The organism is Pedobacter humicola, from assembly GCF_056490705.1.
The window spans coordinates 1-13,889 of sequence record NZ_JBWJIG010000015.1; the positions used below are offsets into that span (position 1 = coordinate 1).

The window sequence follows — 13,889 nt, forward strand, 5'->3', positions numbered from 1 at the left end:
GGTAATGGAGGCCTGTGTAAAAAATGGGGGATGTCTTTCCTAAGCCGTTAATATATTTCCAAAAAAATAAAATCCATATAGGGGTAAATCTCGTGTGAGTTGTATTAGCTCTAAATTAACAAATAGAGATACTATGATTCCTGCATTAATTATTTGGCTCTGCAAGAAATATCTTGCTCCAAAAACCTACAAAACCTGCTCATCTAAAAGTCCGGTCAATCCGAAAAGCGTTGCATCGGTGCTCTTTTTAATCTGTTCATTTTCGTCTGCTTTTGCACAGCAAAGTAAATTTAACATCAAACGTAATGGCGAAGTAATCGGTCAGATGTACTTCCAGCAGAAAGATGAAGGTGATCATGTTTACCTAAAAATAACTTCGAAAGTACAAACCCGCTTCGTTTTTAAAATCGATGTAGAAACAGAAGATGTAGCACATTTCAAAAATGGCCGGCTGCTTACTTCAAACGTGAGCAGAATGGTAAATGGTACAGCCAAAGAGGCTAAGAAAACAAACTGGATCAATAATATTTATCAGCTCAAAACAGGTGATAAGACAAGTACGATAAACCAACCCATCAACTATAACATGATGCTTTTGTACGCGAAAGAACCTGTGAATATTCCTGAAGTTTATTCCGATAACTTTCAGTGTTTTATTCCTATTGAAAAAAGCGGGGCACACCAGTACCGGATCAATCTTCCCGATGGCAATTACAACGATTACCATTTCGAAAACGGGCTATGTAAACTGGTCATCGTTAATCACTCATTGTACACCATTAGAATGGAAAGGGTTTAATATGGAAACAGTAGCAAATAAATACCTGAAGGTTCTGGTGACTGGTGCATCGGGCTTTATCGGTCGTAAATTATGTTTTGCGCTAGCAGAAATGGGTTATGATGTAATTGCACTTTGCAGAAACGTGGATCATCCCTTTCTGATTCAGCACCGAAACATTCAATTTGTAAAAGGCGATGTTTTAGATCCCGAAAGTTTAGAAAATGCAATGAAAGATTGTTATCAGGTTTATCATACCGCGGCAATGGCTAAAATGTGGTGCAAAAATGAGCAGGATTTCTATGATGTAAATGTAATCGGAACAAGGAATGTACTAAACTGCGCATGGAAGATGGATATAGAAAGGGTGGTGCATACCTCAACCTGTGGGGTATGGGGGCCGACATTAAATTTACCGGTTTCGGAGAACGATCCAAGGGCTGTTGGTTTCCCGATCAGTTACGAACGTACAAAATACCTGGCTGAGCTGGAGGTGAAAGAATTTGTGAAAAAAGGCCTGGAAGTGGTAATCGTTAATCCATCAAGGGTATATGGCGACGGACCGATTACCGACAGCAATACCGTGAGTAAAATGGTTACAGGTTATATAAAAGGTACCTGGCATTTTATCCCCGGTGATGGAAAGGCAATAGCCAATTATGCTTTTGTGGATGATGTAGTGGATGGTCACATCGCGGCCATGCAAGATGGCAGGAACGGCGAGCGCTACATTTTGGGAGGAATTGATGTTTCTTTTAATGGATTTTTTGGCACCTTGAGGCAGATTACGGGCAAAAAAAGAACTCTTTATAAAATTCCGGTGGGCGTAATTAAAGCATATAGTTTGCTGGAGTCGCTAAAATCGAGACTCTTTAACCTTACGCCGTTCTTTCTGCCGGAATTCGCCGATAGGTTGAAATGCAATCAGCAATACTCGAGCAACAAAGCCATAGCCGAACTCAATTACCGGATAACACCTTTTGCTGTCGGTCTCTGGAAGACTGTGAACCATTTCAAGGCAATTAATATCAATTAAACCATCGTCCTCGTTTGTAACGAGGATGTATATGAATGTCGATTGTAGCGACTTTCGAAAAGTTCATAACCACATTGCAAATTGGATCTCTCACATCCTCGTTGCAAACGAGGGCGATATATAAAAATAAAAGGATAACCCTATAAATGATATAAATGAAACAACTAACCGTATTAATTACAGGGGCAAGTGAAGGTTTAGGTAAATCTTTTGCTATCGAATCGGCCAAACGGGGACTAAGTTTGGTATTGGTTTCGCTACCCAATAGTGGTTTGGAGCATTTGGCAAATTATCTGCGCGTAAATTTTAACAGTAAAGTATTCTGTATCGAAATAGATTTGACTAAAAGCACTTCTGCAAGCGAAATATTTGAAAAACTAAAGGAGTACAAAATCGAAGTTAATGTTTTGATCAACAATGCAGGTTTAGGTAACTGGAGCTGGTTCGAAGATAAAAACGTCGATTTTTATAGAACACAGATCGACCTTAATATTACGAATACAGTGTTGCTCACACGATTATTTTTAAATCATATTGATAAAAGTACGGCAAGTTATATTTTAAATGTTGGTAGTTTGGGTGGGCATTTTATTGTGCCCAAAAAGCAGGTATATGGGGCAACCAAATCCTTTATTGGTTATTTCACCCGTTGTTTGCAACTTGAATTGAGTGGTACCAATGTGCACATCAGTTTGCTTAGTCCAGGGGGTATTAATACCAAGCCAGAATTATTGGTGTTGAACAATGAACTAAAAGGTTTTGCCAAAGCAACAATTTTAGAGGCCGATTACGTGGCCCAGATAGCCATGGATGGTATGTTAAAAGGCAAGAAAGAAATCATTCCGGGTTTTGCCAACCGCTTTTTGCTTGTGCTGGATAAAATTATCCCCGGCTTTTTAAAAGAAATTATAATTAGGCGTAAATTGAAAGCGATTTTGACAACATAAATTATAGACCAGAAACCTGCAGGGTTTTTTAAAAATCTTGCAGGTTTTAGCTTTATGGAAAGTAACGATACCCATCTTATCGGATTAATTAAAAGCGGTAATAAACAGGCTTTCGACGAAGTGTTTTTAAAACATTTCAAAAGCCTGCATGCCTATGCTTTTACCATAATCAAGGAAAAAGATGATGCGGAAGAGATCGTTCAAAACGTTTTTGTGCGTATCTGGACAAAAAGAGAACAGCTTAAAGAAGATGGATTTTTAAAATCATTTCTCTACCGTTCGGTACATAATGAAAGTTTAAATTATTTGAAACATCAAAAAGTGAGATCGAATTTTAACGTTCATTATGCTGATTCCGTAAAAAACGATATGGGGAATTTAAATACAGAGATTATGGCCACAGAACTGGAAAAGAATATTCATTCGGCAATAAACAGTCTGCCCGAAAAATGCAGAAATGTATTTCAGTTGAGCAGGTTCGATCAGATGAAATATCAGGAAATTGCGGATGCGCTAAACATTTCTCTCAAAACCGTCGAGAACCAAATGGGAAAAGCACTGAAAATTTTACGCCTCAAAGTGGTTGATTTTCTGATCCTCATTTTTATTTTATTGAAATAAGCTTATGGATAAAAACTATACCCATATTAATGATGATATGCTTGCAAAATACTTGCTTGGGGAAGCTACTGTGCCCGAAAGTAAGCAGGTTGAAGCGTGGGCGCAATCGAATCCCGATCACCTTAAACAATTGGAAGATTTCAGGATAATACTGGAGAAAAGTAGACTCCAGATTGATCCTGAGCTTAATGAATATCAGGCTTTAGCACGGTTAAATGCCCGTTTGGAAACCGAAAAAAAAACGATCAGTTATACATTCATTTTACGCTGGGCAGCTGTGGTATTTATATTTTTTAGTACCGGCTTATTTTTATATCAAAATTTAATCGGCAATAGAATAGAGGTAAGTAGCGGAAAAAATACATTAACACAGCTATTGCCCGATGGATCTACCACCATATTAAATAAACAATCTTCAATAGCCTTCGTTGGTGGGTTTTTTAATAAAACCCGCGATGTTAAATTGAGAGGTGAAGCTTTTTTTAAAGTCAGTGCCGATAAATCTAAACCATTTATCATCAGTGTTAATGATGTTCGGGTAACTGTTGTGGGCACAGCATTTAATGTGAAAAGCGATGGGAAAGCCGTTGTCGTAGTTGTAGAAAGTGGTATTGTTAGGGTAAACAACCAGAAAGATAGCGTACGTTTAACTGCAGGAGAGAAAGTAGAAGTGCTGAAGGATCAAGCTCAGCTATTTAAAGGAGAAAATCAGGGCAAATTGTACAATTACTACTATACAAATGAGTTGGTTTGCGATAGAACACCACTTAGTGATTTGGTTCCCGTATTGAATGAAAAATTTAAATCCAATATTGTGATTGTAAATCCTGGGTTAAAAACACTCCAAATCAGTACAACTTTTAAAAATGAACCGCTTAAAGAAATCCTGAGTGTAATTGCCGAAACTTTTAAAATTAAGGTTGAGTATGGACAGGATATGATTAAACTAAAATAATAATCATGCGTACGCTCAAAATTACTTTCCTGTTTGTTTTGGTTTTCAGTTCGCTGATAAAAGCGCAATCCAATTTATCCAGAAGTATTTCCCTTAATATCGAACAGCAAAAATTAGGTTCGGTATTGGCTATGATAGAAGAAAAAGGTGGTTTTAGGTTTTCTTATAACAGTAACATATTACCGGTTGATAGCTTGGTAAGCATGCACGAAAACAACTTAAATATTGCCGAAACGCTCGATAAGCTATTGAATCATCGTTTCGAATACCGTCAATCGGGTAATTTCGTAATCATCAGGTATGCTCCGCTCGAACTGCTTTTATTGGTTAAAGAATCGGTAGGTAGTCCCGAACTTTATACCATTACGGGGCAGGTAGTAGATAAACGAAGCAATAAGCCTATAGAGGATGCCAGTATCTACGAAAGAAATCTATTGGTTTCCGAATTATCAGATGGAAACGGTTATTTTTCGATGCGGTTAAAAAATATTACACAACCCATCACATTAACCGTAAGCAAAGAGAATTACAAATCTACCATTACGCATTTTCTGGCTGAGGTAAATGTTACCAATAGAAAAGAAAGTTCCACCGAGAGATTTATTGGCGGAAACCTGGGGAATATAGAAAAAACCTGGTTGGGCAATGCTTTGGTTACCGCACAGCAAAAAATCCAGTCGATTAACATTGGTGGCTTTATCTCAAAAGCCCCGTTTCAGTTTTCACTTATCCCCGGTTTAAATTCCCATGGTTCTTTGAGCGGTCAGGTGGTGAATAAATTTTCGTTCAATGTAGTTGGTGCTTACAGCGCAGGGGTAGATGGGGGTGAAATTGGTTTGGGTTTCAATATCAACAAAAGTGATGTCCAATATTTTCAGTTTGCCGGAGGTTTCAATCTGGTTGGAGGAAATGTTCGTGGAGTGCAGATTGCCGGTTTTTTTAATGATGTAACCGGTGATGTCCATGCGGCCCAGGTTGCCTTAGCTTATAACCGGGTAGGTAAGCGTTTCGAAGGTTTCCAGGTAGGTGGGATTTACAATAAGGTGAATCAGGATGTGAAAGGTATTCAACTTTCATTAGGACTTAACACAATAGGCGGTACCCTAAAGGGTTGGCAAACAGGTGCCTTAAATCTGGTTAGCAAAGAGACGAAGGGTGTTCAGATTGGAATTGGTGGTAACATCGTATCTGGTAGAACAAGTGGAATACAGGTGGGTGGTATTGCTAATATCAACAAAGAAAGCAGTGGCGTAAATCTTGCTGTGCTCACCAATTTTACCGGACAAACGGCTGGCGGACTGCAAATTGGCACAATTAATTATGCTAAAAATTTAAAGGGCGTTCAACTGGGCATACTCAATGTTTCGGATCAAAATGATGGCTATTCCATCGGACTGGTCAATATTGCTTTAAAAGGCTATCATAAATTCAGTTTTGGTACCAACGAAAGCACAACGTATAATGTGGCTTATAAAGGTGGGAGCAAAAGATTATACAATATGCTCCTGTTTGGTACAAATAACAAATCAGCAGAAAAAATATATACCGGTGGACTGGGTTTTGGAAAGGAAATGAAAGTATTCAGAAGTCTTTCCCTAAATCCTGAAATCAGTAGCCAATATGTTTACCAGGGTAGTTGGGATTACCTTAACCTGCTGAACAAATTTGAGCTGCCTATAAATATCCGGTTAAATAAATGGCTGGCCATCCAGGGCGGTCCATCGGTTAATGTGTATTATGCCAAACAAAACACTAAAATAGGGCAATTTGGATTGTTGCAGGAAAAACATCAAGATTTTGCTTTCAACAATCCGAGATATACAGGATGGTTTGGCTGGAATGTGGGGCTGATGATTTTATAAAATAGCCTTGGGTTTAAATCCAAGGCTAATATCGATTTATTTAGGCGTCAAGAACTCCCGACTGAAAACTCCAAACTGAGCTAGTGGTCAAACTCACCCGCATTTTTTGCCGATTCTTCATCTGAAACCAGTTTCCTTACCTTCTTTTTATCCAGCCACAAAACCAGTGCAGGCAATAAGGTTAAATTGAAAATTAAAGCTACCAGTAAGGTGATGGATAGGAGTAAGCCCAATACAACTGTCCCTCCGAAAGTAGATGCCGTAAAAATCCCGAAGCCAAAGAATAAGATCAAAGCAATGTGTGTCATACTTACTCCTGTTTCAGTAATCGTATCGGTAATCACCTTAGGTACACTGAAGTTGGTTAAATTTAATTCCTGCTGATAACGCGTTAAGAAATAAATGGTCTGATCTGAAGCCAAACCAAAGGCGATGGTGAAGATTAATATGGTCGATGGTTTTAAGGAAATCCCAAAATACCCCATAATCCCTGCGGTGATAATTAAGGGGACAATATTGGGTAATAAAGAAATAAACATAATGCCCAGACTTTTAAACTGGGCCAATCTTAAAATGGAAATTAACACAATGGCAAGGGCAATACTTTCTACCAAATGCCTTAACATGTAATCCGTTCCTTTAGAAAATATAATGCTCGATCCGGTAAGTTCCACATCAAATTTAGATGGAGGCAAAATACTGTCGATTCGTGGCTTTAATTCGGCCATTATGGCGTCTAAACGTTTCGAGCCCACATCGGCCATCTGAAAACTGATCCTGGTGCTTTGATTTCCTTTGCTGATAAAATTGGTTAACAAACTCGCATTTCCTTTGCCACCATTGGCAATGTAGGCCAGAATAAAGTTCTTCTCTAAGTTGTCTGGCAAACGGAAAAAGGTAGAATCATTATTGTAGAAAGCCTGCGTAGCATATTTTAATCCCATATTTACCGAAATAGAACGTGAAAATTCAGGATAGGCAGAAATCATCTTTTCCAGTTTTTCCATTCTTTTCAGGTTAGTCAAATTGAAAACCCCATTCTTTTTCTTAGTATCTACACTCACTTCTAAAGGTAAAATGCCTTCAAAATTTTTCTCAAAGAATTTTAAATCCGTTAGAATTTCAGAGTTTTTCGGGAGATCATCAACCACATATCCGTTAACGTTGATTTTCATTACACCGATAAAAGCGATAATAGAAATGATGATGGTTCCGATATAAATCAATCCACTTTTATTTTGAACAAGAATATCTGTTTTAACCAATAATTTGTGCAAAAAGCCTTCTTCAACATGGGTTTGCGCTTTAAGTTTTGGCGCAGGCAAATAGCTGAAGATAATCGGGATTAAACATAAACACATTAACCAGGTAATCATTACGTTTATAGAAGCCACACTACCAAACTGCATCAACAGCTCACTTCCGGTAAAGTACAATACACCAAATCCTATAGCTGCGGTAATGTTGGCAATTAAGGTGGTAATGGCGATCCTTTCTATCGTTACACTTAAAGCCCGCTGTTTATCGCCATCTTTTCTAAGTTCGTTCTGATATTTATTCAACAATAGAATACTGTTAGGAATACCGATAATGACGATAAGTGGTGGAATTAATCCTGTTAATATGGTGAGTTCGAAGCCAAATAAGACCAGTGTACCTATACTCCAGATTACACCCATTACAACGACTAGAATAGGGAAGAATACGGCATAAAATTTCTTAAAGAAAAACAATAAGATTAAAGCTGAAACAAGGATTGATAAGCCTAAGAACAACACAAATTCATTACTCACCAGTTTACTTACTGCTGTACGGATATAAGGTAGGCCAGATATATGTACCTGAATTTTGGTAGCCGACTGAAAAGCTTTTGCCTTTGCTTCGATTTCTTTTAAAATGGGGTTACGCGCTGCGGTATTTAAGATTTTGGTATCAAAGGTAATCGCCATTAGAGTTGCATTCTGACGGTTGTAAACCAATCCTTCAAAAAAGGGATTACTATAAATGGCATTCTTGATTGAATCCATTTCTGTATCGGTTTTGACCAGTCCGCCAGGCAGGGGCTTTAGCACAAATTTTTGGTTTACAGTATCTTTTTCCAATTGAAAGATCCGACCTGAAGATAATACCTGTTTAATGCCTTTAAGCTTTTGGATATCATTAGAAAGCTGTACCCATTGGTTGTAAACTTCTTTTTTGAAAATCTCCGGTGATTGTATCCCTACCACCATCACACTTCCATCCTCGCCAAAGGTCTTTTTAAAGGTATTGTATTTTATGAATGCGCTATCGGTAACGGGCAGGATTTTGCTCCCTGTGTAGGAGAGTTTAACATTTTTGGCCTGATAAGCCATGAAAATGGTGCCTAAAACAAAAAATACGATGATTGCGATACGGTTCTGAAGAATGAATCTCGATAGCTTAACCCACATGTGCAGCTTAGTTTAATAATAATATTAACGGCAAAACTAATCTTATTTGTAAAATGCGATTACTTTTTGCGCAATTAAATTTGCACAAATAACATACTTTTGAAAAAAATGTTTTAATCGCATGTTGCACAAAGTTAGGGGCATTGTTTTAAAGACCACAAATTATAGCGAAAGCAGTGTGGTGGTGCAGGTGCTTACCGATAAATTTGGCATGCAATCCTACCTGATTAATGGTGTTAAAAAGCCTAAGGCAAAGATCAAAATGAATATGCTGCAATCACTCCACTTGTTGGATATGGTTGTTTATCATAAAGCAAATACCAATATCCAAAGGATATCGGAAGTCCGGCAAACGCCTGTTTTTAAAAGTATCCCTTATGATATGATTAAAACGAGTATCGTTATTTTTTTAAATGAGGTGCTTTATAAAAGCATCAGGCAACAGTCTGCCGACGAAAGTTTGTTCGATTATATTTTTAATTCAATCGCCTGGTTCGACGAAATTGAAGAAATCAATCCCAATTTTCACTTGTCGTTTTTATTAAAACTTACACGGTTTTTAGGTTTTTCGCCCAACGAGAAAAGAAGGAGCGACCAAATTTATTTTGATCTTCAGGAAGGAGAGTTCACTTCCCGACTGCCAATCCACTCTAATTATTTACAATTGGAGGATGCCATTAGCTTTATTTTGCTTTTTAATACACCACTCGAAAAAATTTCTGAAATAAAAATGAGTAATTCACAACGACGGTTTTTACTCGATAAGCTATTGGTTTTCTATACCTTACATACGGCGTCGTTTGGAGTGGTACAATCACATAAAATCCTTGAAACTTTGCTAAGTTGAAAAAAAAGAAAAAAAGATTTGCAGAACAGTTTTATAGCACTATATTTGCATTCCCAAACGGAGGATGGGGCATTAAGTTTGACAAAATATAAAAGGGAAATTAGCTCAGCTGGTTCAGAGCACCTCGTTTACACCGAGGGGGTCGGGGGTTCGAACCCCTCATTTCCCACCAGGCCTTTCAGTATAACTGGAAGGCTTTTTTATAAAAACTATTAAATACACCCAATAGGGAAATTAGCTCAGCTGGTTCAGAGCACCTCGTTTACACCGAGGGGGTCGGGGGTTCGAACCCCTCATTTCCCACAATAAAAAAGCCTTTCAATTTATTGAGAGGCTTTTTTTGTGCTTTTGAAAGAAATTAGCTCAGCTGGTTCAGAGCATCCCTGCGTTATCAGTCGGAAGGGCGTCCCAATTACCATCGGAATCATTTCCCATTCAGAAACTATATTACAAGCGGTAATTTCATTTGAATTTGTCACGTTGAGCCTGTCGAAATACCTTTTATGACATTTTAATAGATCCTTCAACAGGTTCAGGATGACAATTTTATATTTATGGCACAGGCTCTTTTTGTCCTACCCTGCAAACGTACTGAAGGGTGGTGCGCATGGATAACAACCCTATTTAGGTTCCCATAATTCAATCTTATTGCCTTCCGCATCCATAATATGGATAAATTTCCCATAATCGTAAGTAGCAATCTCATCAAGTATTGTTACGCCGTTTTCTCTGAGTTTTTCCACAAGTCCTTCTATATTCTGCACCCTGTAATTAATCATAAACTCCTTTTTTGATGGTGAAAAGTATTCATCTCCTTGTTTAAAAGGGCTCCATTGAAGCGATTCTACCTCATTAGGCTTGTTGAGGTTTCTCGATTCAAAACTCGTGGTACCCCATGCACTCATTTCAAATCCTAAGTTTTTGGCATACCAATCTTTGGTCTCCTTCGGATTGTCTGAAAAAAAGAAAATGCCGCCGATTCCTGTTACTTTAGGTGTAATGTCATCCTGATTTTTTTGTTCTTCCATATCGTTTGTTTTTTGATGGTTGTATTGCAAATGTAAGCACTGTTATGGTTTATGTCCCCAGCAAATAATATTTTCAGTTCTTATTTCAGGATCGGGAATCCAGGTGCATTAACCGTATTCGTAAAAGCTTCGGTACCGGGTGGCACAAGTATGTTAAAAATTACTATTAACGGAACGCCATTTAATGTAACGGCAGCCGGTACTGCCAATACCACGTACACGGTAGGTACTGTACCGGTAGTAATCAGCAGCGGATGGACTTTGCCGGTGGTGTTTCTGGCGGTAAATTTTATCTACAGAATGGCGGTCTTTTTTGCCAATCATGTTACGCCAAACCAACCATTTACCATAACAGCTTCTGGGACAGCGCCAACGGTTAACCTCACCACACTCCCTTAGCTTCCAATATCTAATTGCAAAACAGGAAATGTATACTGTTTTGCATTTTATTTAATCTTGATAATTATTTACCTAATTCAATTATATATCCGAAATTGCCTGCTGAAAAACGGTAGCAAATGCTCGGTAAAATAATCAGGTTCATCTTCTTTGGAAATTACTTTGTAGGCATTCTGGCTGTTGCGCTAACACTGGAAGCGACATTTCAATTGAGGTTACCTTTCATTTCATTAAATTACTACCTGTTATTATTTCTGGCGCCGACCATTTATTATACCTACGCCTACAATAAGGTTTCTACCACACCGTCTACAACTAATCCACGCAACCAGTGGTATTTCAAGCATAAAAATTTTATCAACTGGAGCCAGGCCCTGCTTTTTATTACCTGTATGTTGCTGGCGATCAATCTGCTTTGCCAAAACTTTCAGCATATTTTAGCCCTGCCGGTCAGTTATTGGCTGGCGATATTGATTATCATCATCGCTGGAGGCTTATATTATGGTTTATTGCCCAGATCCTTCCTCAAATTCAACCTCCGCAACACGGGCTGGTTAAAAGCTTTTGTAATTGGTTTTGTATGGGCCTGTTGTGCCAATGTGCTGCCCTTAATTGTGCTTAAAATTGAAACAGGAGTAGGCTATCATGATTCTATACTCTGGACCTGGTTATTTATCAAAAACTGGATGTTCTGTACTGTAAATGCCATTATTTTTGATATTAAAGATTACCCAACTGATGCCAATAAACATTTGCGGACTTTTGTGGTGCGTTATGGTTTGCGGCGTACGATCTTCAATATATTGATTCCCTTGCTGTTAATTGGTTTAATCTCTTTAGGCATATTTGCCGGTTATAAAGGCTTTGCCCTGCCACTGGTTTTATTTAACGTATTGCCTTTTATCTTAACCATTTACATAGCGTATTCGATGCATAAAAGAAAAAATATCCTCTATTATCTGATGGTGATTGATGGATTGATTTTATTTAAAGCGATATGTGGAATGATCGGAATGCAGTTTGTCCGATAAGCTGAAAGACTAAAACGAATATTGCATAGGGGAGGTCTATCTTGATACTTGATTCTCATTACTTGATACTTGATTCTCGTTACTTGATACTTTATTCTCACTACTTGATACTATGAAAAATAACTACGATAAAATAGCCGGTCATTACGATACTTTAAGTCGTTTGGTATTTTTTAAATCGCAGGTAAATGCACAGATCAATCAGCTTCAATACATCCCGGAAAATAGCGATATATTAATTGTGGGTGGTGGAACAGGCTGGATTTTAGAAGAACTTGCCAAGGTTTATAACGATGGATTAAAAATTGTTTACGTAGAAATTTCTGCCAAAATGATTGAACTTTCTCAAAAGCGCGGTTATGGAGATAATCAGGTTGAATTTATTAACCTCGCAATCGAAGATTTTAGAAGCGATCTGATTTTTGATGTGGTTTTAACACCTTTTCTATTCGATAACTTTGCCGAAGAACGCGCAGCAAAAGTATTTGAACAGTTACATGCATATTTAAAGAAGGGTGGGTTATGGTTTCTTGTTGATTTTTCAATGAATAATACCAATGGAAACTGGTGGAAATGGCTGCTCCTCAAATCGATGTATACCTTTTTTAAACTGTTAGGCATTATAGAGGCGAATAAACTCATCGACATGAGTCCTTACTTTTTGAATGCTCAGTATCAAATTACTGATGAACGTTTGTATTATGGGGATTTTATCAAAGCAACAATCTTTAAAAAATAAAATGACATTAAATAAATGCAACTGTATTGCATTAACGAATTGAGTTCAGATCTTTGCATAAAAAGATATTAAATATGGACTTTGATGTAATCATAATTGGTGGCAGCTACGCAGGTTTATCTGCTGCATTGACTTTGGGCAGGGCAACTCGAAATGTTTTGATAATCGATGCTGGAGAACCCTGTAACTGGCAGACCCCGCAATCGCATAATTTTTTAACCCATGATGGTGATCAGCCTGCAATGATAACTAAAGCAGCAAAAGCCGAGGTTTTGAAATACCCAACCGTCGGGTTTTTAAAGGAGATGGCCGTTTCGGGTGTAAGAATAGATGAGGGTTTTAGTATTAGCCTCGAGAATGGTGCAAGTTTTACGGCAAGAAAGGTATTACTGGCCACTGGTTTAAAAGATGTACTGCCAGCAATTAAAGGTTTTCACGAATGTTGGGGCATTTCGGTTATCCATTGTCCGTATTGCCATGGTTATGAGGTGAGGGACGAAAAAATAGGTCTGTTAATGAATGGCGACCATGCCTATGATATGGCCAAAAACCTTCACCTTTGGAACAATGATTTAAGTATTTTAACGAATGGCAAATCGCAGTTTACTGTAGAGCAAACGGAAAAACTAAAAGCTAAGTCGATTACCATTTTGGAGGAAGAAATTATTGAAATAGAGCATGTTGATGGCGAGCTTAAACAAATAGTATTTGAAAACGGAGAGAAATTAGCCTTAAAAGCCATTTATGCAAGGGCTGAAGTAGTGCAGCATAACCATTTATTCCGGGATCTGGGCTGTGAATTAACAGAGCTGAATACAATAAAAGTGAATGAGCAGCAGCAAACTACTGCTAAGGGCGTTTATGCCGCAGGAGATTGCGCAACGATGTTTAGGTCGTTGTCTATTGTTACTGCAGCAGGAACGATGGCTGCGGTAATGTTGAATAAGGAAATGATTTCTGAGGATTTTTGATTAACCATCGGAAATTTAAAATAAGATTGCACCGGCAATTGTAGCAATAAACATCGCTGCCATAACAATTCTATCGGCAGTAATCCATTGATCTCTGGTAAGTGGTGTAACTGGTTTTTTTACGGTTTCAGCTTTGTGCCTCGAAAGCCTGAAAACGGATGTGTCTAATTTAATCAGCATAGGGATGAATTTAATAGGGTCAATTTCCTTAAGACAAATCCCAAGCCAAAAACCAAGAAAAAT

Annotated in this window: 14 protein-coding genes and 2 tRNA genes; 13 read left to right on the forward strand and 3 right to left on the reverse strand. The window is 38.0% G+C overall.

The genetic code is table 11. The annotated features are described in order from the left end of the window. The first annotated feature begins 133 nt into the window (after positions 1 to 133). The 6 genes from AC04Q1_RS20355 (at position 134) to AC04Q1_RS20380 (ending at position 6,199) form a co-directional block, all read left to right on the forward strand. Positions 134 to 799: a DUF6134 family protein gene (locus AC04Q1_RS20355; protein ID WP_478366404.1), complete on the forward strand. Its 666-nt coding sequence runs from the start codon at positions 134 to 136 to the stop codon at positions 797 to 799. Between the two features lies 1 nt (position 800). After that, positions 801 to 1,814, forward strand: a complete 1,014-nt coding sequence (locus AC04Q1_RS20360) for an SDR family NAD(P)-dependent oxidoreductase (RefSeq protein WP_478366405.1) — start codon at positions 801 to 803, stop codon at positions 1,812 to 1,814. A 155-nt stretch (positions 1,815 to 1,969) separates the two neighbouring features. Further along, on the forward strand, positions 1,970 to 2,761 hold the full coding sequence (locus AC04Q1_RS20365; RefSeq protein ID WP_478366406.1) for an SDR family NAD(P)-dependent oxidoreductase: 792 nt from the start codon (positions 1,970 to 1,972) through the stop codon (positions 2,759 to 2,761). 54 nt (positions 2,762 to 2,815) lie between these two features. Next, positions 2,816 to 3,382 carry an RNA polymerase sigma-70 factor gene (locus tag AC04Q1_RS20370; protein WP_478366407.1) on the forward strand — a complete coding sequence of 189 codons (567 nt, stop codon included), beginning with the start codon at positions 2,816 to 2,818 and terminating at the stop codon, positions 3,380 to 3,382. A 4-nt stretch (positions 3,383 to 3,386) separates the two neighbouring features. Next, entirely contained in the window at positions 3,387 to 4,337 is a 951-nt protein-coding gene (locus tag AC04Q1_RS20375; RefSeq protein WP_478366408.1) for a FecR family protein, read from the forward strand. A 5-nt stretch (positions 4,338 to 4,342) separates the two neighbouring features. Next, a complete protein-coding gene (locus tag AC04Q1_RS20380) occupies positions 4,343 to 6,199 on the forward strand; it encodes an STN and carboxypeptidase regulatory-like domain-containing protein (RefSeq protein WP_478366409.1) in 1,857 nt (618 codons plus the stop codon). 80 nt (positions 6,200 to 6,279) lie between these two features. Here the strand turns inward: AC04Q1_RS20380 and AC04Q1_RS20385 are convergent, their stop codons facing one another. Then, positions 6,280 to 8,631, reverse strand: a complete 2,352-nt coding sequence (locus AC04Q1_RS20385) for an efflux RND transporter permease subunit (protein WP_478366410.1) — start codon at positions 8,629 to 8,631, stop codon at positions 6,280 to 6,282. Positions 8,632 to 8,752: 121 nt separating this feature from the next. Here AC04Q1_RS20385 and recO point away from each other — a divergent pair, with 121 nt between their 5' ends. The 3 genes from recO (at position 8,753) to AC04Q1_RS20400 (ending at position 9,781) form a co-directional block, all read left to right on the forward strand. Beyond that, positions 8,753 to 9,478: a DNA repair protein RecO gene (gene recO, locus AC04Q1_RS20390; protein WP_478366411.1), complete on the forward strand. Its 726-nt coding sequence runs from the start codon at positions 8,753 to 8,755 to the stop codon at positions 9,476 to 9,478. Positions 9,479 to 9,572: 94 nt separating this feature from the next. Next, positions 9,573 to 9,650: transfer RNA gene (locus AC04Q1_RS20395), tRNA-Val, on the forward strand. 56 nt (positions 9,651 to 9,706) lie between these two features. Beyond that, positions 9,707 to 9,781: transfer RNA gene (locus AC04Q1_RS20400), tRNA-Val, on the forward strand. A 317-nt stretch (positions 9,782 to 10,098) separates the two neighbouring features. Here the strand turns inward: AC04Q1_RS20400 and AC04Q1_RS20405 are convergent. Next, positions 10,099 to 10,506, reverse strand: a complete 408-nt coding sequence (locus AC04Q1_RS20405) for a VOC family protein (RefSeq protein WP_478366412.1) — start codon at positions 10,504 to 10,506, stop codon at positions 10,099 to 10,101. Positions 10,507 to 10,557: 51 nt separating this feature from the next. On the opposite strand from AC04Q1_RS20405, the gene AC04Q1_RS20410 reads away from it, so the two are divergent. From AC04Q1_RS20410 to AC04Q1_RS20425, 4 genes are all read left to right on the forward strand, one after another. After that, positions 10,558 to 10,905: a DUF5077 domain-containing protein gene (locus AC04Q1_RS20410; RefSeq protein ID WP_478366413.1), complete on the forward strand. Its 348-nt coding sequence runs from the start codon at positions 10,558 to 10,560 to the stop codon at positions 10,903 to 10,905. Between the two features lie 119 nt (positions 10,906 to 11,024). Further along, positions 11,025 to 11,936, forward strand: a complete 912-nt coding sequence (locus tag AC04Q1_RS20415) for a UbiA prenyltransferase family protein (protein ID WP_478366414.1) — start codon at positions 11,025 to 11,027, stop codon at positions 11,934 to 11,936. 112 nt (positions 11,937 to 12,048) lie between these two features. Beyond that, a complete protein-coding gene (locus tag AC04Q1_RS20420; protein WP_478366415.1) occupies positions 12,049 to 12,675 on the forward strand; it encodes a class I SAM-dependent methyltransferase in 627 nt (208 codons plus the stop codon). A gap of 74 nt (positions 12,676 to 12,749) precedes the next feature. Then, positions 12,750 to 13,646, forward strand: coding sequence for an NAD(P)/FAD-dependent oxidoreductase (locus AC04Q1_RS20425; RefSeq protein WP_478366416.1), 897 nt, complete (start codon positions 12,750 to 12,752; stop codon positions 13,644 to 13,646). A 15-nt stretch (positions 13,647 to 13,661) separates the two neighbouring features. Here AC04Q1_RS20425 and AC04Q1_RS20430 read toward each other — a convergent pair whose 3' ends face one another. Next, the gene (locus tag AC04Q1_RS20430) at positions 13,662 to 13,826 is read right to left on the reverse strand and encodes a hypothetical protein (protein ID WP_478366417.1); all 165 of its coding nucleotides are present in this window, start codon (positions 13,824 to 13,826) and stop codon (positions 13,662 to 13,664) included. Positions 13,827 to 13,889 lie beyond the last annotated feature (63 nt).

Coding starts and splice junctions, on each gene's coding strand:
- AC04Q1_RS20355 (WP_478366404.1), top strand. CDS start 134: ATGATTCCTGCATTAATTATTTGGCTCTGCAAGAAATATCTTGCTCCA.
- AC04Q1_RS20360 (WP_478366405.1), top strand. CDS start 801: ATGGAAACAGTAGCAAATAAATACCTGAAGGTTCTGGTGACTGGTGCA.
- AC04Q1_RS20365 (WP_478366406.1), top strand. CDS start 1,970: ATGAAACAACTAACCGTATTAATTACAGGGGCAAGTGAAGGTTTAGGT.
- AC04Q1_RS20370 (WP_478366407.1), top strand. CDS start 2,816: ATGGAAAGTAACGATACCCATCTTATCGGATTAATTAAAAGCGGTAAT.
- AC04Q1_RS20375 (WP_478366408.1), top strand. CDS start 3,387: ATGGATAAAAACTATACCCATATTAATGATGATATGCTTGCAAAATAC.
- AC04Q1_RS20380 (WP_478366409.1), top strand. CDS start 4,343: ATGCGTACGCTCAAAATTACTTTCCTGTTTGTTTTGGTTTTCAGTTCG.
- AC04Q1_RS20385 (WP_478366410.1), bottom strand. CDS start 8,631: ATGTGGGTTAAGCTATCGAGATTCATTCTTCAGAACCGTATCGCAATC.
- recO (WP_478366411.1), top strand. CDS start 8,753: ATGTTGCACAAAGTTAGGGGCATTGTTTTAAAGACCACAAATTATAGC.
- AC04Q1_RS20405 (WP_478366412.1), bottom strand. CDS start 10,506: ATGGAAGAACAAAAAAATCAGGATGACATTACACCTAAAGTAACAGGA.
- AC04Q1_RS20410 (WP_478366413.1), top strand. CDS start 10,558: ATGTCCCCAGCAAATAATATTTTCAGTTCTTATTTCAGGATCGGGAAT.
- AC04Q1_RS20415 (WP_478366414.1), top strand. CDS start 11,025: ATGCTCGGTAAAATAATCAGGTTCATCTTCTTTGGAAATTACTTTGTA.
- AC04Q1_RS20420 (WP_478366415.1), top strand. CDS start 12,049: ATGAAAAATAACTACGATAAAATAGCCGGTCATTACGATACTTTAAGT.
- AC04Q1_RS20425 (WP_478366416.1), top strand. CDS start 12,750: ATGGACTTTGATGTAATCATAATTGGTGGCAGCTACGCAGGTTTATCT.
- AC04Q1_RS20430 (WP_478366417.1), bottom strand. CDS start 13,826: ATGCTGATTAAATTAGACACATCCGTTTTCAGGCTTTCGAGGCACAAA.